Origin of the sequence: Desulfosporosinus youngiae DSM 17734 (assembly GCF_000244895.1) — a bacterium.
Classification (GTDB): Bacteria; Bacillota; Desulfitobacteriia; order Desulfitobacteriales; family Desulfitobacteriaceae; genus Desulfosporosinus; species Desulfosporosinus youngiae.
Genome location: NZ_CM001441.1, coordinates 2,803,385 through 2,822,301, shown reverse-complemented (window position 1 = coordinate 2,822,301; position 18,917 = coordinate 2,803,385). Strand labels below are relative to the sequence as shown.

At 44.1% G+C, this 18,917-nt stretch carries 14 protein-coding genes and 10 tRNA genes; 12 read left to right on the top strand and 12 right to left on the bottom strand.

Annotation, left to right across the window (positions count from 1 at the left end):
• The first annotated feature begins 102 nt into the window (after positions 1 to 102).
• From DESYODRAFT_RS13045 to DESYODRAFT_RS12995, 11 genes are all read left to right on the top strand, one after another.
• Positions 103 to 178, top strand: a tRNA-Asp gene (locus DESYODRAFT_RS13045).
• Between the two features lie 20 nt (positions 179 to 198).
• Positions 199 to 282: transfer RNA gene (locus tag DESYODRAFT_RS13040), tRNA-Tyr, on the top strand.
• Positions 283 to 412: 130 nt separating this feature from the next.
• A tRNA-Gln gene (locus tag DESYODRAFT_RS13035) sits at positions 413 to 487 on the top strand.
• A gap of 5 nt (positions 488 to 492) precedes the next feature.
• Positions 493 to 569: transfer RNA gene (locus DESYODRAFT_RS13030), tRNA-Lys, on the top strand.
• Between the two features lie 484 nt (positions 570 to 1,053).
• Positions 1,054 to 1,566: a hypothetical protein gene (locus DESYODRAFT_RS13025; protein ID WP_042338543.1), complete on the top strand. Its 513-nt coding sequence runs from the start codon at positions 1,054 to 1,056 to the stop codon at positions 1,564 to 1,566.
• Positions 1,567 to 1,687: 121 nt separating this feature from the next.
• Positions 1,688 to 1,763, top strand: a tRNA-Thr gene (locus DESYODRAFT_RS13020).
• 5 nt (positions 1,764 to 1,768) lie between these two features.
• Positions 1,769 to 1,853 (top strand) — tRNA-Leu (locus tag DESYODRAFT_RS13015).
• Positions 1,854 to 1,870: 17 nt separating this feature from the next.
• Positions 1,871 to 1,945, top strand: a tRNA-Asn gene (locus tag DESYODRAFT_RS13010).
• 14 nt (positions 1,946 to 1,959) lie between these two features.
• A tRNA-Gly gene (locus DESYODRAFT_RS13005) sits at positions 1,960 to 2,033 on the top strand.
• Between the two features lie 12 nt (positions 2,034 to 2,045).
• Positions 2,046 to 2,120: transfer RNA gene (locus tag DESYODRAFT_RS13000), tRNA-Cys, on the top strand.
• Positions 2,121 to 2,128: 8 nt separating this feature from the next.
• A tRNA-Leu gene (locus DESYODRAFT_RS12995) sits at positions 2,129 to 2,216 on the top strand.
• 222 nt (positions 2,217 to 2,438) lie between these two features.
• Here the strand turns inward: DESYODRAFT_RS12995 and DESYODRAFT_RS12990 are convergent.
• The 11 genes from DESYODRAFT_RS12990 to DESYODRAFT_RS12940 all read right to left on the bottom strand — a co-directional run bounded on the left by DESYODRAFT_RS12990 (position 2,439) and on the right by DESYODRAFT_RS12940 (position 14,332).
• Positions 2,439 to 3,467, bottom strand: coding sequence for an ATP-grasp domain-containing protein (locus DESYODRAFT_RS12990; protein WP_007783759.1), 1,029 nt, complete (start codon positions 3,465 to 3,467; stop codon positions 2,439 to 2,441).
• A gap of 83 nt (positions 3,468 to 3,550) precedes the next feature.
• On the bottom strand, positions 3,551 to 4,399 hold the full coding sequence (locus DESYODRAFT_RS12985) for a class I SAM-dependent methyltransferase (RefSeq protein ID WP_007783757.1): 849 nt from the start codon (positions 4,397 to 4,399) through the stop codon (positions 3,551 to 3,553).
• A 235-nt stretch (positions 4,400 to 4,634) separates the two neighbouring features.
• Entirely contained in the window at positions 4,635 to 4,889 is a 255-nt protein-coding gene (locus tag DESYODRAFT_RS12980; RefSeq protein ID WP_007783754.1) for a hypothetical protein, read from the bottom strand.
• 379 nt (positions 4,890 to 5,268) lie between these two features.
• Complete coding sequence (locus DESYODRAFT_RS12975) at positions 5,269 to 6,126, bottom strand: DegV family protein (RefSeq protein ID WP_007783752.1); 858 nt, start codon at positions 6,124 to 6,126, stop codon at positions 5,269 to 5,271.
• Between the two features lie 88 nt (positions 6,127 to 6,214).
• Complete coding sequence (locus DESYODRAFT_RS12970) at positions 6,215 to 6,505, bottom strand: DUF3846 domain-containing protein (protein ID WP_007783749.1); 291 nt, start codon at positions 6,503 to 6,505, stop codon at positions 6,215 to 6,217.
• A gap of 213 nt (positions 6,506 to 6,718) precedes the next feature.
• Positions 6,719 to 7,957 carry a (Fe-S)-binding protein gene (locus tag DESYODRAFT_RS12965; RefSeq protein ID WP_007783748.1) on the bottom strand — a complete coding sequence of 413 codons (1,239 nt, stop codon included), beginning with the start codon at positions 7,955 to 7,957 and terminating at the stop codon, positions 6,719 to 6,721.
• Positions 7,958 to 7,980: 23 nt separating this feature from the next.
• Positions 7,981 to 8,823 carry an FAD/NAD(P)-binding protein gene (locus DESYODRAFT_RS12960; RefSeq protein ID WP_007783746.1) on the bottom strand — a complete coding sequence of 281 codons (843 nt, stop codon included), beginning with the start codon at positions 8,821 to 8,823 and terminating at the stop codon, positions 7,981 to 7,983.
• Positions 8,823 to 9,839 (bottom strand): 4Fe-4S dicluster domain-containing protein, encoded by a 1,017-nt coding sequence (locus DESYODRAFT_RS12955; protein ID WP_007783743.1) that lies wholly within the window; start codon positions 9,837 to 9,839, stop codon positions 8,823 to 8,825. Before DESYODRAFT_RS12955 ends, DESYODRAFT_RS12960 begins: the two co-directional genes overlap by 1 nt.
• 10 nt (positions 9,840 to 9,849) lie before the next feature.
• Positions 9,850 to 10,800 (bottom strand): 4Fe-4S dicluster domain-containing protein, encoded by a 951-nt coding sequence (locus DESYODRAFT_RS12950; protein ID WP_007783741.1) that lies wholly within the window; start codon positions 10,798 to 10,800, stop codon positions 9,850 to 9,852.
• Positions 10,793 to 11,260 carry a hydrogenase iron-sulfur subunit gene (locus DESYODRAFT_RS12945; protein ID WP_007783738.1) on the bottom strand — a complete coding sequence of 156 codons (468 nt, stop codon included), beginning with the start codon at positions 11,258 to 11,260 and terminating at the stop codon, positions 10,793 to 10,795. Before DESYODRAFT_RS12945 ends, DESYODRAFT_RS12950 begins: the two co-directional genes overlap by 8 nt.
• A 39-nt stretch (positions 11,261 to 11,299) precedes the next feature.
• Positions 11,300 to 14,332, bottom strand: coding sequence for an FAD-dependent oxidoreductase (locus DESYODRAFT_RS12940; RefSeq protein ID WP_007783735.1), 3,033 nt, complete (start codon positions 14,330 to 14,332; stop codon positions 11,300 to 11,302).
• 384 nt (positions 14,333 to 14,716) lie between these two features.
• Between DESYODRAFT_RS12940 and DESYODRAFT_RS28210 the strand changes: the two genes are divergently transcribed.
• Positions 14,717 to 14,857, top strand: a complete 141-nt coding sequence (locus DESYODRAFT_RS28210) for a hypothetical protein (protein ID WP_157137178.1) — start codon at positions 14,717 to 14,719, stop codon at positions 14,855 to 14,857.
• 46 nt (positions 14,858 to 14,903) lie between these two features.
• Here the strand turns inward: DESYODRAFT_RS28210 and addA are convergent, their stop codons facing one another.
• Positions 14,904 to 18,917 carry a helicase-exonuclease AddAB subunit AddA gene (addA, locus tag DESYODRAFT_RS12935; RefSeq protein WP_007783732.1) on the bottom strand — a complete coding sequence of 1,338 codons (4,014 nt, stop codon included), beginning with the start codon at positions 18,915 to 18,917 and terminating at the stop codon, positions 14,904 to 14,906.

The window sequence follows — 18,917 nt, the reverse complement described above, 5'->3', positions numbered from 1 at the left end:
CAGCAGCAAATTTATCGGAGAGATTATTGACCATTGGCGGATTATTGTGTATACTAATTATCGTCTGCTTCAGGCGATAGCTCAGTCGCAGTACGTTTGCCTGGCCCCGTGGTGTAGTGGTTAACATGCCTGCCTGTCACGCAGGAGATCGTCGGTTCAAGTCCGATCGGGGTCGCCATCTTAATGCATAGTACTCATGGGTAGGTGGCCGAGTGGTTAAAGGCGACAGACTGTAAATCTGTTCCGCGAGGTACGATGGTTCGAATCCATCCCTGCCCACCATACTCGAAGTTCGAAGATCGATGATCGAGGTACGAATCGTGATTCGTAATAAGAAAGTGGGATCTTAGAGGTAATTTTGTAAGAAATACCTGTGTTCGAACATCGAATATCGCACATCGCACTTCGATATTGGGGTGTCGCCAAGCGGTAAGGCACCAGACTTTGACTCTGGCATTCGGAGGTTCGAATCCTCCCACCCCAGCCATTTAAGGGCCATTAGCTCAGTCGGCTAGAGCACCTGACTTTTAATCAGGGTGTCCCGCGTTCGAGTCGCGGATGGCCCACCATTTAAGATTATCAAGCGTTAACCATTTTCTATAACACATGATTATGGATGTGTGAACAGGCCATCACATGTCAGAAGGTTATAGGGAATGGCCTAAATATTTAAAACTTATGAAAAAGGATAAGCCTTCTGAAAAGAAGGTCTATTTTTTTATCTATTTTCAAAGGCTTCAATCATCGCATACCAAGCACTACGTGTTACACAAATATATGCTATGTTTATGAAGAAAGAGTTGGCTCTTGTGGGAGTTGTACGGTATAATGAAATAAAGATATTGTAATAATTTAGAAGGGGTGGAATTCATTGACGAATGTATTAGGAAAAAAATGATTATACTTGCAAGTATAGTAGTTTTCTTTTTAATAATGTGTGCGTTAATTATTTTTCCCCTTAACTCCAAGACTCTCTCTGCTAATGACCAAATGAATTACAACATTCGGACCAACAATGTAGTTCATGCTGAAAATAGTGGAGGAGGAAAAACCATGTCTGATTTAACTGCTAACCCGGATGGCCCAGTAGTTGTCAAGGCTAAACAAACGGACTGTAACGACTTTGCTGAAGCGCAGAAACTTGCAAACTTTATAATAAAAGCACCACAAAATATACCAGATGGATTTAGATTGGTCTTCATTCAGCATATTAGGCCAGACTTACCGAAAATTGCTGCTACAGCGAAAAATGATACAGTTTCAGCAGTTTACAGTAACGGGAATGCCCAGTTCAATATCATTCAAGGACATTTTAGTGGAGGCGATGTTCCTGTCGGCCCTGAAGGATCTGCACATGGCACGGTTGAAATCGCCGGTGTGCAAGGAAAATGGGTTAAAGGGGGCTGGAATGTGGTCGAAGAACCATCCGCAGATAGCAAGGGAACAAAGGAATGGAAAAGTAATCCTTTAGACCTTGGGTGGTATAAAGATGGTATTGGTTATGCTATACTAGCCACTGGTATGGAGCTTGATGATATAGTCAAACTTGCAAATTCAATGGAATAAATTTTTACTTTAACCTGTTGCATACAAGTAAACTCTGTGGTATTATGAATATCGTCTTGTTAAACAGTCATGGGGGCTGTAATAATCACCTGTTCGAATCTCTCCGAGCGCACCACAAAATGCCGTTGTAGCTCAGTTGGTAGAGCGTATCCTTGGTAAGGATAAGGTCACCGGTTCAATCCCGGTCAATGGCTCCAAATATGCGGGAGTGGCGTAATTGGCAGACGCGCACGTTTGAGGGGCGTGTGGGTAACTCCGTACGGGTTCAAGTCCCGTCTTCCGCACCATACTGTTCCAATCATATTCCTCGATAGCTCAATGGTGGAGCAACCGGCTGTTAACCGGTAGGTTGTAGGTTCGAGTCCTACTCGGGGAGCCATACCTTTATCCCAGGCGGGTGTAGCTCAATGGTAGAGCACTAGCCTTCCAAGCTAGCTACGTGAGTTCGATTCTCATCACCCGCTCCAATCAAATCTCCTGGCGGCATAGCCAAGTGGTAAGGCAGAGGTCTGCAAAACCTCTATTCCTCAGTTCAAATCTGAGTGCCGCCTCCAATTAATTTGCCGATGTGGCGTAACTGGCAGACGCACGGGACTTAAAATCCCGCGGACTTAACATCCGTACCGGTTCGATTCCGGTCATCGGCACCATTCAAACTTACAGCAGTTATCAGCATAAACCAATAATAACATACTAAGATGCTGGTTATGCACTAAATGATAATTTAATACATACAAGCAGGGAAGAATTTCAACTGAAATCCTTCCCTGCTTCTTTCTTTTAAGAATAAGTATTTTCATTTAAGGATAAGTATCACTGATAAACAAGTTCTAACGAATCGAACTTTAGTTTGCTGTGTCAAGCCTTATCGTTTATATGGCCACGAGATCGTAGTTCTCAGTGGTGCGTATCTGAAAGTCCCAATGAACATCCTTTGGAGCGGTTACCTTCTCCCCCATCAGCTGCTTTATGGCCAGGTATAAGAAGTTAACCCCTGTAAAGCAGGACTTATGAATCCCGGCGGACATTCGGGTATTGATTTCAATAAGGTGTGCCTGACCGTGGTGATATTTCACCTGAATATTATATAAATAACTCAAGGAGAATTCTTTAGTCAGTTTTTGAGCCAGGTCCAGCAAATCTTCATGGTATTCAATGTTTTGCCGATAAAGGTCCAGCTTTCTTCTAGGAACAGCGACGACAAGTTTTCCGTTGTTCCCTAAACAATCAATACTATACTCATCCCCTTCCAGGTATTCCATAACCATAAAGGGTTCCACTTTTTCGGAATTCTGTAATATTCGTATTATCCTATCCTTGGCAATCGTCGAACCTGTTGTTTTGTAGAGCTCATTGACCTCTGTGGTATCTTCCAGAATTTCCTTGAAGCCATTTCCGCCAATCCCGGAGATAGGCTTCAAGCAAGCTCTGCCGCCCTTGTTAGATATTTGCTGATAAGCATTTTGAAAATCAGCAAAACCTTCAATTCGAAAGGCTTTTGGAATAGCTACAACATCCGTTTCTTTTAAAGTCTCGTAAGTTTTCAGTTTATCCTCCAGGACTTGATAAGTTTCACTGTTCCCGATAAACATTACTTTAACCCCAAGCCGTTCAAAATCTTCCTTGTAATCAATTAATGTGGTTACATTATACCTTGGCACAAACAAGTCAATCTTGTGTTTAAGACAAAAATCCAAACAGTAATTGACATAGTCTGTTCCGGTCAACTCAGGCTCCACTTCAAAATAATCTGCAACCTCTTGTAGATAATTATTGGGACATACATGTGAAATAAAGATCTTAAACCTTCGGAAATCGTGGTTATTTAACAACTGTTTAATAATTTGGGGAGTAGACGAAAAACAACGATTGAAATAGATAGTTGGGATTTTTTTAGACATGATTTTATTAGCTACCTCCTATAGGGTTCCCGTATAGGATTAGCAGAAACTGTCAATTCCATACATGCGAAGAAATCCCGTAATCACTGTCTAGGCTTTCTGCGGAACAAAACCTGCCATAGCCGGTCTTTGAATCCCAATTTAAGGGGCGGGGGAGTTGGTTTTCGTCCATAAACCAGACCAAAGCCAAAGTAACTGCGGTTCCTCTTCATAAAACCGGCATTTTTCTGCAAACGGCGCACTAAGCCAGGCTGCCTGTTAATTTTAGACATGAGGTCTTTCACGAGCACCCAATCCTTTTTCAGCTCGTTTAAGACAATATTGCCGTTATCTCTTAAGGGCTGTGGATTTTTAATATCTACATCCTGAAATCCCGCTTGTGCTAATGCCTCAAGCCATTCTTGGAAAGGTAAGGGATTCGTGCCCGAACCAAAACATTCCTCCATTTGATGTCTGACTGCCGCAGGCATTTCTTTCAATATGGCCATTTCTAAATCCGCAACTCTGCCCTCGGGTTTTAGGACTCGATAAAGTTCCCGATACACTTTTACCTTGTCTAGAAAGACCGCAATTGACTCGGCAATAACGACATCAAATTGGTTATCCGCAAAAGGCAGTTCATAAACATCTGCAACCTTAAACTCGACTAAATGGGATACTCCCTCTTTCTCTGCTCTTTGCCGTGCTTTTTCAATCATCTGAGAATTTATATCAATACCCATGATCTTGCATCCGACTGTTTTGGCCAAATGACAAGCGGTCAGCCCGCTTCCGCATCCGGCATCAAGTACATATTCCTCGGGTTTTATTTGGACAGCATCCAGATTTTGTTTAGTTGCGGGAAAACCTCCTGGATGAGAACTTCCTATACCAAGCCAAGCTATCAGTTCAAAATAGTTCATTTCTTCTACCCGTTTGTTTTCACCTATCATGTATGGTCCTCCTTCCCTGAGTATGTGGTATTATATTCCAGGGATAAGTTTGCTGATCATCCTATGACTTGACCAAAACCAGTAATCACAAAATTAATTTTTAAAAATCTTAACTTACAAATAAAAATAACCACCGCCTATAAAAAGCGATGGCTTATCTGTGTAAACTAAGCATTATAAGTTTTAGACGAAAATACGAGAACTAGAATTCAGCTTAGATAATAAATTAAATTCTCTAGTTAATTTTTTTAATGTCTATTGTTTCATGAATGACTTCAGATTTTACATCGACGACTTCACCGAACGTATACATTTGAGTTTTTGTATGATATAGCGTGGATTTTCTCTTTTTGGGAAAATAGTGCCGGTACAGCCCATATAAGGTGACCATCACAGCACCAATCACAAGGATACTAAAGGAAAAAATTATTGTGAAACTACCAATAACCAGAATCGCAATTGTCCATAAAAGTTTATTGAGTTTTGGCATGGCTAAAATCCTCCGTAACTCTAAAATTCAGGCAAGCTCATATAATGTACTTACCTAATTATAACATGAGTCATAAGGTTTTAGAAATTCAATCGGGAAATTCGGTTAATTCTCCGTCCTCAAAATTGATATAGAAACCAGCTTGACGTGTACAGCCCTGCACACCACATAGCCCGCTTCAAACGGGCTCTAACATACTGCGATCAATTTTATGCTTTGAAACGCATATTCTACAGATCTGGCTCCAAGCTCTAGTGCCGTCCGCATGTTTCGGATTGGCATTTTTAAAAATAATGCCGTTGTATTGGTACATCATGACTACCCAAACCTCTTTCTGTGCAGTAATAATACGTTTACGTGACATCAATTTATTATAGCATTATCTCATAGCCTTTTCAGTATAGTATGCTATTCCAATTGCACCGGGACCTACATGTAAACCGATGACAGGTCCAATATCCATAATATCTATATCTGCGTTTAACTTATCTTTGATCAGTTTGGCAAGCGTTTTTGCTTCATTTAGACACTGGATATGATGAACGGCAATCTCTCCTAAACCATAGGCGCTTATATCCTGCAGCATTTTATCAACCATAGCTAAAACTGCGCTATTCTTGGTTCTGACCTTCATTAAAACATTTGTTTTACCATCTTCTACAGTCAGTATAGGAATTATTTTAAAAAGGTTTCCGATTAAAGCACTTGCACCGCCTATTCTGCCGCCCTTTTTCAAGTATTCAAGATTCTCGGGGATAAATAAGAATCTACTCCTTTTTATAGTTTCTAAGGCAGCTTCTTTCACCTGATCAAGTGTCTTCCCTGCTTGAGCAGCTCTTGCTGCCCTAACCGCAGCAAAGCCAAGCTGCATGCAATTTGACCTGGAATCAATGATCTCTATCTGAGCATTCTCATACTTCTCCAAAATCATTTCTTTTACGGTTTGACTCGTTGCAAAAGTACCACTCATTTCTGACGACAGGAAAATGCAGCACAGACTATCGCCCATTTCAATAACACGTTTCATTTCATGATACATATCTCCGACAGAAGGCTGTGAAGATGTGGGAATTCCTCTCTCAGCCATCCTTGTGTAAAATGTCTCATTATCAATGTCAATTTCCCTCATGCTGTCGGTTCCAAACGAAAGATTTAAGGAAACCATTCTGATATTTAATTGGTTTCGAATATCTTCCCGCAGGTAACTTGTGCTATCCGTCAAAACCTGTACTGCCATCTTTTTAGCTCGCTTTCATTACATGCTAATTACCTTATTTCATCTAGCATGCAGTTATTTCAACTAATTATAATTTGTTATAACTAGTTCATTTATAGACTTCTGAAAGAATTTCAATATCATCCTGACTAAGGGATACCGGATCAGGAGGGTCCACACGAACTATAATAAAGGTTCCTTCAATATCCCCTCGTTTTTGAGGCTTTTGGGCCAGGGGGTAGTTTCCATTGTATATGATTGAACACCCCGGACGTACGCTCTCAACGATCTCAAGATAACCCCCAATGGTTAATTCGAAAGCCTTAAGATTATTAGGCATTTCCCGAAGTTCAGGATCTTTTCCGGGCTCTGCTATGAGAACAGTTATCCATTTAACCATTCTACCCTCCAAGATTAGTAGATTAATCATTAAAGACTATAATCACGGTAATTCTATCTTATATCGACATAAATGTCCACGCATAAAGCAAGAATCCTGGGGGTCTGATAGCAAGAAAAAGCCCCGTTCGATGCGGTTAATTCCGCCGACGGGGCTTTCTATCACCTAAAATTCCTAGTCTCTAATGATCGGATCTTCGATTTCACGAGAATCCTATGCTTCTGCTTCTGCCGCACTCTCCGGCACTTCATCGGGAACCAGAGCATTTTCGATGAGTGTACTGAGATGCACCATTTTCATTTTTAGCTTATAGAACTTATTCATATCATTAAACTGGTCAATACAGTTATGACAGGGAATACAGCCAATCTTTGCTCCGGAAGCCACTAATTGATCAACTTTTGGTTTCGCTTTAACCATCCGCTGCTGCTTAGTTGCAGCAACAGCCAGAGCTCCGCCGCCGGCTCCGCAACAAATGTTGTACTTGCCATCCGGATTCATTTCGCGATAGTCTTCAACGACATGTTTGATAACATAGCGCTGGGGTTCATAAACCCCTTCCTTACGAACTGTATTACAAGGATCGTGAAGGGTAACCGGCAGTGGGTTTTTGCTCTTATCCAGTTTTAATCTGCCTTCTTTAATCCAATCGGCGTAAAGCTCGACGATGTGACGTACAGGGAACTGCTTTCCTTTCCAGTAGGTGCGTTGGAACATTTTACAAGAGCGGAAAGCGTGACCACATTCTGTAACGATTAATTCCTTAGCGTTTAAACGCTCTACTTCTTCAAAGAGCGGACGGGTGATTTCCTGGAATTGATCGTTCTTTCCTGTGAACAGACAGATATTAGTCGCATCCCAGCGCTTGCTGCTAAGAGTATAATTAGCTTTAGCTGCCGCAAATACATGTAAAATAGTCTGGAGTTCATGGGGATAATGCTTAACTTCTCTAGCATTGAAGCCAAACATAAAATCTGCATCCGGCTTGTTAATAGGTATCTTATAAGTTGGATCATTGAGCTCTTTCTGGAGTTCTTCTTCAAGCCATTCCAGAGTTTCATCGTAATCGAGTTGTTCTACAGCCATCTGGTTACCGGTTCTGACATGGTCATCAGCAATAATTTGTAAATGACCGGGAGGTACAGGAGTTTTTCCTCGGAAAGCTCTTGTGATAGCTGCAATATTAACACCCATTGGACATTCAACGGTACAACGTTCACACATATTGCAATTCCAGACAAAAGGATCATTTTCTACTTCTTCGCGTAATCCAAGGGCAACTTTGCGAATGAATTTACGAGGATCATTATCCTCAACTAAATCACTGTACTTACACCCGGCCGTACACATACCGCAAGTCAGGCAATTGGAAAAATCATAGCCTTTTAATAATCCAGCTACTTCATCTCTCAGGGTTGGATCAAAGTCTTTAACTTTAAGGGCTTCAGCCATTCTTACTATCACCTCCGACTTGATTAATATTCATTAGGTAATTCTTTTAATTGAGCCATGGAGAAGACCGGGCCATCCTTACATACATATTCCGTACCGATATTGCAACGACCGCAGATTCCCAGACCGCACTTCATGCGCATCTCTAAGGAGGTATAAATACTTTCCGGAGTAAACTTTAACTTTTCTAAGACCGGCAAGGTAAATTTAATCATGGCTGGCGGTCCGCAAACGACTGCATAGGTATCTACGGAAGAAGGAGCAATTTGTTCCGTGATGCTAGGAATGAAGCCTACGTGTTTAGTCCAGCCTTCCGCAGGTCTGTCAATAGTTGTTACCAGATTAATGTTGGGATTGTTTTCCCACTCGGCTAATTCTTCTTTATAGAGCAATAAGCCAGGGTTTCTGGCACCGTAAATAACCGTAATGTCACCATAGTCCCCGCGATGTTTGTCATCGAGCATATATTTTGCCAGGGCACGCAGAGTTGTAAACGCAAAACCTCCGCCGATAATAACAACGTTTTTCCCTTTAAACTTTTCAAGCGGATAGTAATTACCCATTGGTCCTCTAACCCCTACCATAGTACCTTCTTCTAAAAGGTGCAGGGCATTAGAGACACATCCTACTTTAGCAACCGAAAACTTTAGAATTCCAGGCTCGGTCGGGGAGGTTGCGATTCCAAAAGGTGCTTCTCCATGACCATAGGCGCTGATTTCCGCAAACTGGCCGGGCATATATTTGAAGTTTTCCTCATCTTGCTTGTTGAGAAACTCAAAGGTGAAGGTATTGATCAGTCTATCTTCAGTTTCCACTAAATTTTTAATGAGCTTCATTGTTATCGGGATATATGGATTCTGTTGCATCATTCCACCACCAATTCTGCTTTGTTAGCCCCATCAATGACTTGCCGTATATCCATATTAACCGGGCAACTCTTTATGCAGCGACCACAGCCTACGCACGCCATAGCCCCATTGTTATGGACATAATAGTTAAACTTGTGCATTAAACGCTGACGCCAGCGGGCTTTTTTCTTATCCCGGGGATTATGACCGGAGCCATGAAGGGTAAAGAGAGGAGCCATACAAGCATCCCAGGTTCGTACTCTGGTGCCCTCATTCTTGCGTACTTCTTCAGAAATGTCAAAGCAATGGCAGGTAGGACATGAGAACGAACAAACATTACACCCAATGCACTTTTCCTGGAGAGTATCCCAGAAAGGACTATTAAACATTTTATCAAGCTTACTGGTGGTGTTTGAGAGATCAACTTTACTGGCGGTTTCCGCACTCTTCAGTTTGGCAACTAAGGCTTGCTCATCCGCGGAAAGTTCTGAGAGGGATTCGAAACGGGCGGCTAAGGCCTTCCCTTTTTCTGTGATCACTTCGACTTCATAGGAATCTCCGAGGTCGATGAGAAGGATATCGGAACCTTCACTGCCGGCAGGAGAAATACCAAATGAGGAGCAGAAACAAGTAGGCGCTATTTTGGTGCAGGCGACCCCGATGATCACAGCTTTTTCACGTCGCTCATAATAATAAGGGTCGGTATATTGATCATTTTTAAAGACCATATCTAAGAGCTGCATCCCCTTAGCGTCACAGGGTCTGATCCCAAAAAGAACGGTGTCCTCTACCTTAAGTTCGCTCTTAACGGTTACATCTTTACCCTCTTTCTTGTAAGACATGAGTTTTTCATGCTGAGGGAAAAAGAAGGCTTTGGGAGGAAGTTTAGAATTTAGATAATCTTGCTTGACTTCTGAGAAGCTTTTGACTCCTTTGAAAGCAATACCGTTCGCATCACTGACAGGAGCAATGATTTGGTACTCAGCGGTTAAAGCATCAAATACCTGGCCGAATTTTTCTTTACTTATCTTCATTATCTTCACCTCACTCCTTTACCAAGAACTGTTCTGGATCATTGGTTGTATACTCATTAAGAGCAGGTTTGCCATCTTCACTGATACCGGCTTCGTGATTATACATAACGTAAACATCTTTGGTCATCTTGCGGTTCAAGGCCCGGATATCGACACCTTGCGGACAAGCACGAGTGCAGGCACCGCAATCGACACACCGGCCGGCTAAGTGCATGACACGTCCGGCTTGGAAGAAGAGATTTTCGGCGCGGTTTACTCCGCCTGTCAGCCATCTTGGGGAGTTGCAGTCCACGAAACATTCCTGGCAATAGCATAATGGACATGCATTGCGACAAGCATAACAGCGGATGCATTTGCTCATTTGCTCTTTGAAATAATCCTGGCGTTCGCCCGCTGATTTTTCTTCTAAAGCGATAACATCAGCAAAGTCCGGGGCGTCTTGAGAAACTTGGATGGTTTCCCCAATATGAACATCTTCCATAACCGGGTTGGGATAACGGCAGGTCTGACAGGTAGCGTCTTTAAGTTCAGCAAAAAGATACTCCTTATCTCCTTCCATCCCTTTAACGGATATTTTTCCGTCACTGATACCAGCCTCTAGGATTTCTCCGACGTCAGCTCCGATTTTCCGTTGATCGATAACGCCATGACAGGAAACCCCGATGATATACAGGTCATCTCTGACCAGTTGGTTTTCTTGTAAAAGGACCGCCAGAGCGCGGCTGTCACACCCTTTAGCGATAATGGCTTTTTTGCCAGGAGTCTGAGCAACGTACCCAGCTAAGTTATTCTCACAGGTTTCATCCCAGATCAATAAATCGGCACCTTCAGGAGAATGCACAAAGCATGGGGTCGCTTTAAGAGGTAAGGATCCTTTTTCGTAGCCGATAACTACATCGACTTTGCCTTCAGCCAGCAACTGACGGGCCTTTTCCCGGATATCGCTAATGACATTATTCACCCGCTGCACCCCCGTCATCTACTTTAAATATCCCGTTATTAGGACCAAGGGCACTAACACGCTCGGTAACTCCTTTTACAACTTCCGCAAAACGAATACCTTCCGCTGCTGATACCCAAGAGAAATTGACCCGGTCTTCCTCTAAACCTACATGGTTCAGCAATGATTTAATTAGGGCAAATTTTCTTCGTGCCACATAGTTTCCGCTGATATAGTGGCAATCCCCCGGGTGGCATCCGGATACTAAAACCCCGTCCGCCCCATTGGCCATTGCTTTCAGAACATATAAAGGATTGATTCTTCCGGAACATGGGACTCTGATGGTTCTGATTGTAGCCGGATATTGAATTCTGCCAACGCCTGCAAGGTCTGCACCTGCATAACTGCACCAGTTACACAAGAAGGCTGCAATTTTTGGCTCATAGTTTTTCGTTTCAGTTTCTACCTGAATTTCTCCCATAATCATCTACCTTTCCCTAGTTAGTTAGGTGCCCAAAATCTATAGGGAGTTTAACATCTCGACAATTTGCTCGTTGGTACATCCTCTGAGACTGATAGCGCCGCAGCGGCAACTGGAAGCACATGCTCCGCAGCCTTTACATAAGGCATCATTAACAACTGCTACGCGATTTTCATGATCAACGGTGACTGCTTTAGCTGAACAGACAGCCTCACAGGTTCCGCAAGCGGTACATTTGCGTTTATTGACAAAGGCATTCAGACCCGCTGATTCTACTTGATCCTTAGACAAGGCTACCCCTGCACGTCCTGCCGCTGCTTTAGCCTGGGCAATGACTTCTTCCATGTTCTTCGGACTGTGGGCAATACCGGCCATAAACACTCCATCCGTACTGAAGTCAACGGGACGCAGCTTCATATGAGCCTCTAAGAAGAATCCGTCGGCATTGAGCGGAATTTTGAACCACTTGGAGAGTTTCTTGCCGTCTTCAGGGGCTTTAATAGCAGCAGCTAAGCAAAGCACATCTGTTTCAATTTCAATGGGCCTGTCTAAGACATGATCATTAATTGTTACAACAAGGGCATCCCCTTCTTTAGCAACAACCGGTTTGGCATTCTCACTATAGCGGACGAAGATGATACCGATGCGTCTTGCTTCCTCATAGTCCTCTTCAAAGTAACTATAAGTTCTCATATCACGATATAAGATAAAGACATTAGCTCCCGGGTTTTTCTTCTTGACTTTAAGTGCCAGCTTAACTGATTTTGTACAGCAAGTACGGCTGCAATAGGGATTTTCCTCAGAGCGGGAACCTACACATTGAATGAAGACAAAATTCTTGGCATTTTCCACTTTGGCATCATGATTGTAAAGAGCTTCGTCCATTTCAATTTGGGTCATGACACGCTCGTCTTGGCCATAGAGATACTCGTTCGGTTTATATTCCTGACCGCCGATGGTCAGAAGTGCAACACCGTGGGCGATCTGTTCACCATTTTCCAAGGTGGTGGTAAAGTTGCCTAAGAAACCGCCGACATCTTTAATTCCCACACCAACGTGAAGTTTAATCTTCGGATGGCTGCTTACTTTTTCAATAAGCCCGGCAACAAAGGCTTTCATATCTTCTCCTCTGAAACCAGTGGAGAATCTTCTGGCTACGCCGCCTAAAACATCGGTTTTTTCCACTAAATGAACTTCATATCCTTGATCCGCAAGGGACAGAGCACTTGTCATGCCTGCAACTCCGCCTCCGATCACCAGGGCGGCATGATTCATATCCATGAAAATCGGCTGGGTTTGCTGCTGCATGGAAGCACGCACGATAGCTAACTTTGTGAGATCTTTCGCTTTTTCGGTTGCTTTTTCAGGCTCGTTCATATGAACCCAAGAACATTGGTCACGGATGTTTGCCATGTCGAACAAGTGCGCATTCAAACCGGCTTCCTTCAATGTTTCTTGGAATAAAGGCTCGTGAGTTCGCGGACTACAGGAAGAAACCACAATTCTGTTAAGTTTTTGTTCACTGATCAAGGCTTTGATGGAAGCCTGAGCATCTTGAGAACAAGCATAGATTTTATCGGTGGCATAGGCTACCGTGGGCAAGGTTTTTGCGTATTCGACGACACTTGGTACATTAACAACACTGCCGATATTGACACCGCAGTGACAAATAAAGACACCTGTTCGGATAACATCTCCGGCTACATCCATTTCAGGCGGATATTCTTTTTCACTGACTAAGGTTCCCCGCTCTTCCGCTAATAAGGCAGAGGCGGCACCGGCGGCTGCACTGGCCTGCATAACGGTTTCAGGAATATCTCTCGGACCGCTGAAAGCTCCTGCTGCATAAACCCCTTCTTTAGAGGTGTTTACTCCGGTTAGCGGCTCAAGCTCTGCGAATCCATATTTATTAACTTTAAGGTCTAAGAGTTTGGCTAGTTCTTTGGAACTGTCGCCCGGCTCAAGACCCACTGACAGAACAACTAAATCAAATTGATCCATTTTAAGCTGACCATCTTCTGTGGAGTATCTGATGACCGCATCTCCGGAATCATCTGTAGCTTCTACAACTTCATAGACACGGGAACGAATGAAATTAACTCCCTGCTGATTCTTGGCGTTGTTGTAATATTTTTCGAAATCTTTACCGGGAGTTCTCATATCCATATAGAAAATGGTTGTATCGACGGGAATGTGACTGTGCTCTTTGGCAATAACTGCTTCCTTGATGGCGTACATACAGCAGACACCGGAACAGTAGTTTTTGTCAATTTTAGCGTTTCTGGAGCCGACGCACTGAATCCAGGCGATTTTCTGCGGTTCTTTTTTGTCAAAAGGCCTTACCAGATGTCCGTCGAAAGGTCCTGAGGCACTGAGCAGACGCTCGAACTCAAGACTTGTGATAACACTTTTAATTTTTCCGTAACCGTAATAATCGAGGGAAGAGGCATCAAAAATTTTGAATCCGGGATTAAGGATCATGGAGCCTACTTCAACTTCGAATTCTTTGTCTTCCATATGATGATCGACCGCACCGGCTTGACATGCTTTAACGCATTTCATGCAGATCTCTTTGCCTTTTGCTTTACCCCGGGACTGATACAAACAATTCTTTTCATCAATTCCATAGGCATTAGGGAAGGCTTGTGAATATTGTTTAAACGCGGCTTTACGTTTTCCTAAGCCTTGATTGAATTCATCATCGACTTTTACCGGACAAGCTTCAGCACATGCTCCGCAGCCGGTACATTTTTCCAGATCAATATAACGGGCCTTTTGTTTAATGGTGACTTTGAAATTTCCGGCTTCTCCTTCGGTTTTGACAACTTGTGAGTTGGTGTAGGTTCTGACGTTAAGATGGCGTCCACACTCAACCAATTTAGGGGATAAAATACACATCGAGCAATCATTGGTCGGGAACGTTTTGTCCAACATCGGCATAGTTCCGCCAATTGCTGACGATTCTTCTACCAAATGAACTAAGTATCCCGACTCTGCCAAATCCAGTGCCGCTTGAATCCCCGCAATCCCTGCGCCTACAATCAAAACAGAACCTATTTTATTTGGACTCATTACAACCCCTCTTTCATCCTTACTCCTTATAAAGATAGTTAAAACGATCACAAGGAACAAAGTATTTACTTCGCCATTAATTCAAAAAATCCTTTCTCAAGATGACAAAATATTATGGGATTAAATAATTTTATAGCAATAAACATAATTAAGGCGTTTAATTGACATATACCCGGATAATACCCTTTATTTTCCCTCTGCGGGGAAATTATTAAGGGGAATTTTTGAATAATTCCCGCTATTGCTATTTATGATTGCGGACAGACTTCAGTATTATTGGTTGCCTTTATACACCCCCAGACTTATACTTTCCGACCTGAAAAACACCCCAAAACCATTCAAAAAATCTGTAGCCCTCAAAGGAAGGCAGCTTCTCCCACAGGAGTGAACTCATCGCATGGAGAGGCGATAAAAGCCCACAAACCGGTGCGGGGAAACGTAGCCACGGGTTCACATCAGGTATTACCCAGAGGTTTGGCGGAGTCCCGCGCCGGTGAGTGGGCGAGCCTCGGAGTGCTGAGTTAACGGATGTGAGAGAAGCAGCCCGACCCGAGGGACCTATTTTCATTCATCAGTGGTGCCGCAAAGCGGTATGGGAGCCTGATTGCCAAGAACTTTTACGAAACTCATCAGATAGATCAATTTCGCATCCCAAGGTAAATGAATATAAAGTGCAGCGCGTAACATCAATCTTATTCAAACGTTCAATGGCCAGGGCATATAGCGAGAGTTGAAGAGCATACCGTTCTCTTAAGATTGAGGCTGCTTCAATTGCGCTGTCCGTCGGAACCGAATCTGTCTTGTAATCAAGAATCTCTGCTTTTAGTTGATGAAATTCATCTTTGTAGATAAGAACAACATCAATCACCCCTTGAACCAGGATATTTGTAAGGTCCTCAGTTGGCAGGGTCAAGGTAAATGGCACTTCCCGAAGCAGCTGATGGGCGCTGAATAACCGCTGACCCAGGGGCGTGTTAAGAAAATGAACAATCTGTGTGGGGTGAATGACACTCTTCTGTTCCGTCGTGAGAATTTCTCTTTGTTCCAGGTCATTGACAAACTTGATCATGGTATCAACTTGCTCCATCTGGGACAGGGTTGACCAAAACGCCGCTAACTCCTTAAAGGGAAGGTGCTGCATAACTGTATGCAGCGCGGTTCCGCGTTCGGCAGCAGTCAGAGGTTGTGTGGTCTGAAGGAATTTTGGCCGTTTTACACCATCTGTCTGCTTACGGAGCATAGGCATTATGGATACCTCTTCGTTTGCATGCCAGGCATTTTGACGTTTTAATTCACTAACGCTGGTTTTTGCCGCCTGTTGAACCGCTTTAAGGTGGGGATACTGCCAGCTTAAGCGGCGGTTGACCTCGGAATACCAGTGTTCAAGGGTGTTATCGTTACATGAGATTCCAGACTTACTTTGCCCGGCATCTGCTGCCTCTTCCTCACTTTGAGATCCTTCAGGCTTCTCTTCAAGAATATTTTGGTTGGGGCTTGCTGTCGATTCCGATGTTAAACGTTGATGAATATGGAGTTCCCAACATGAGGAATTATCCGGCATCGTAAAGGCCGGTTCTGAATCGGTTTCACCAAAAAGCCGGGCAGGATGGCGAACTAAAGCAGGACCAATCCAATCAAGAAAGCACTTGGCACTCCTGAGCTGCCCTTCCGGTAAGCAGACCTCTTCCCATTCTAAGGTGCGCTGCCATTTTTGAAGGGTATTGTCCAGGTTTTCGATATGACCATAGAGAAACAACCGTTCTTTTGCTCTGGTCAGAGCAACATAAAGAATCCGCAATTCTTCCGCCAGAGATTCTTGAGCCAGTTTCTGCTTAACCGCGTATTGAATGAAGGAAGGGTAGCGAACATTGTTATCCACGTCAATGACCGGCATACCTACACCTAATTTAGAGTGCAGAAGCATCTTACCCTTGAGGCTTTGAGTATTAAATGACCGTCCAAGACCGACAACAAACACGACCGGAAATTCCAAGCCTTTGCTGGCATGGACGGTAATCAAGCGAACCACATCTTCATTTTCCCCTAAGGCCCGTGCACTTCCCATATCTTTGCCTTGTCCCTGAAAGCGGTCCAGAAAACGAAGAAAACGGAACAAGCCCCGATACCTGGTGGCCTCAAAGTGACAAGCACGGTCATAGAGCACGCGAAGGTTGGCCTGGCGCTGTACACCGGCCGGCAAAGTACCAACATAAGCTAAGTAGCCGGTTTCGTCATATAAAGACCAAAGCAGTTCTGCCAGGGAGGTACGGCGTGACCGTGTTCGCCAGACTTGCAGATTCCTCCAAAAAACTGAGATTTTCTCCTTCAGCATTGGCAGGGCGTTTAATTGCTGCTGAGCGTGTTTCAGCTTTTCAGGCAGGGTTTCCTGGTACAGTCCTAAAATCTCTTCGAATTCACAGACTTGAACCGGGTCCGAATTCCCCTCACATCCGGCCCATATTGCCAGAGTTAAGGCTTCGTAGAAGTCTCCTTCGGGAAGGATCATCCGGATTTTAGCTAATTCACTTCCGTTCAAGCCTACAAGGGGAGAGCGAAGAACGGCCGCCATAGGGATATCCAGGTGGGGGTTGTCGATGATCTTGAGCAGGGATAAAACAGTCTCCACTTCACTGGCTCCGAAGTATCCGCTGGTTGTTTCAGCATAAACAGGAATATCAGCGGTTTGGAATTCTTCGACGTAAATGGGCGCCACGGCTGAGTAGGAACGCATTAAGATGACAATATCCGAATATTGAACCGGGCGGAAATCTCTGATCTCTTTGTCATAAATCTGAAATTCCCCGCCGCGAACCATGCGCTGAATCCGTGCACTGACAAGCCGGGCTTCAATTCGTGCCTTATCAAGATCTTCTAAGGACGGAGTGTCCTCTGCCCCAGCTGATAAATCTTCCGCTGCTTCGTTCATTCCCTCATCAGAATATGAGGACAACTCGCTTTTTATACGTTTAGGATCAATAAGATGGACTTCAATAGGGCCTTCTGCCGTGCGGATTTGATTCTGCCCGGATACAAAGGATGCACCATACTGCAAGGCCGCCAGATCATCATAGGCAATTTCCCCTGCGCTTATCGTCATAATCTGGCGAAAGAGAAAATTCACCCCTTCCACCACTTCCAAACGACTTCGAAAGTTGCGGTTCAGATCAATCACCATTTTTGTCTCACTTTGATGGTCAGGCTGCCAATGGGGCAGGAGATTATATTTTGCAATAAATAAATTGGGATCTGCCATGCGAAAACGGTAGATGCTTTGCTTTACATCTCCTACCATAAAGAGATTTGGGAGTTCCCCTTGCCTGGATACCTGATGTAAGATACGTTCTTGAACAGGGTTGATGTCCTGATATTCATCCACTAAAACTTCAGCATAATACTCTTTTAGCCCTTGGGCAATCAACGAAGGCTCCCCATCTGCTTCCAGCAAACGAAGAGCGAAATGCTCCAGGTCCGTAAAGTCTAAGATATTGCGACGTCCTTTGGCCGCCCCGTAGACTTGAGAAAATTCCTGAACTAATTCACTGAGGGTTTGGGCCATGGTTCCCATCTCACCCAAGGCAGATAGCTGCTCTTCAAGGGGATAAGCAAAGACTGCCTCTTTTAGGGAATTGAGTTTCTTTTTGGCATCCTCCCTCAATTTTTTGCTTTCTTCCTGCAGCTTTTTCTTATAGGATTCCTCAGATTTCGACCGCATGGGCGGAAGCTTGGGATAATTGACAACGGATTGAAATTGAGCTTCCACTTGCGCCCAATCCCCTTCTTTTAAGGCACGGCTAAGCAGCCCAACGCGATTTAAATCATCCTGGAAGGTTTCCGCGTAGAGGATGGGTCCCCCGGGACGTTGGGCAATTTGCCCGGCCTGTTCAAGTAAGTTTATGGTTTCATTCACTAAATCGAGAAGTCCTTGACGAACTGCCTGCCCCCATTCGCTTTGGATCAGGGATTCGGTGCTGTCCCAGGTATAGGCTTCTTTCAGTGAACTTAACCAGCTATGGGGCCGGGGCTGACTATAAGCAAAGGTATATAGCCGCAGAACATAATCCATTAAAGGCTGATCATCGCGATCCGTTCCAAAAGCGTCAACGAGTTTCAGAAAGTCCGGGTCTTCCGAAGCATATCTGGCTTCAAACAAATCTTCGATCACATCTTGACGCAGCAGGTCTGCCTCAGCCTGATCCGCGACTCGAAACGCCGGATCAAGTTCCAGCTGATAAAAATACTTGCGAATCAACTCCAAACAAAAGGAATGCAAGGTCGTAATACTTGCTCGGTGAAGAAGGGTCCGTTGGCTGATAAGCCGCTCGATTTCTTTAGTCTCATGTTCCTGAAACAAAGCATTGTCCAAGGCTTTGCCGATCCGCTCCCTCATCTCGTTAGCCGCCGCTTTGGTAAAGGTAACAACCAGAAAACGATCCACATCAACCGGGTGATCCGCATCTGTGATCTGATGAATTAAACGCTCAACAAGGACGGCTGTTTTACCGGAGCCGGCCGCAGCTGCTACTAAGAGTTCCCCGCGCAAACGAATGGCGGCACTCTGTTCGTTTGTCCATTTTGGTTTATTCAC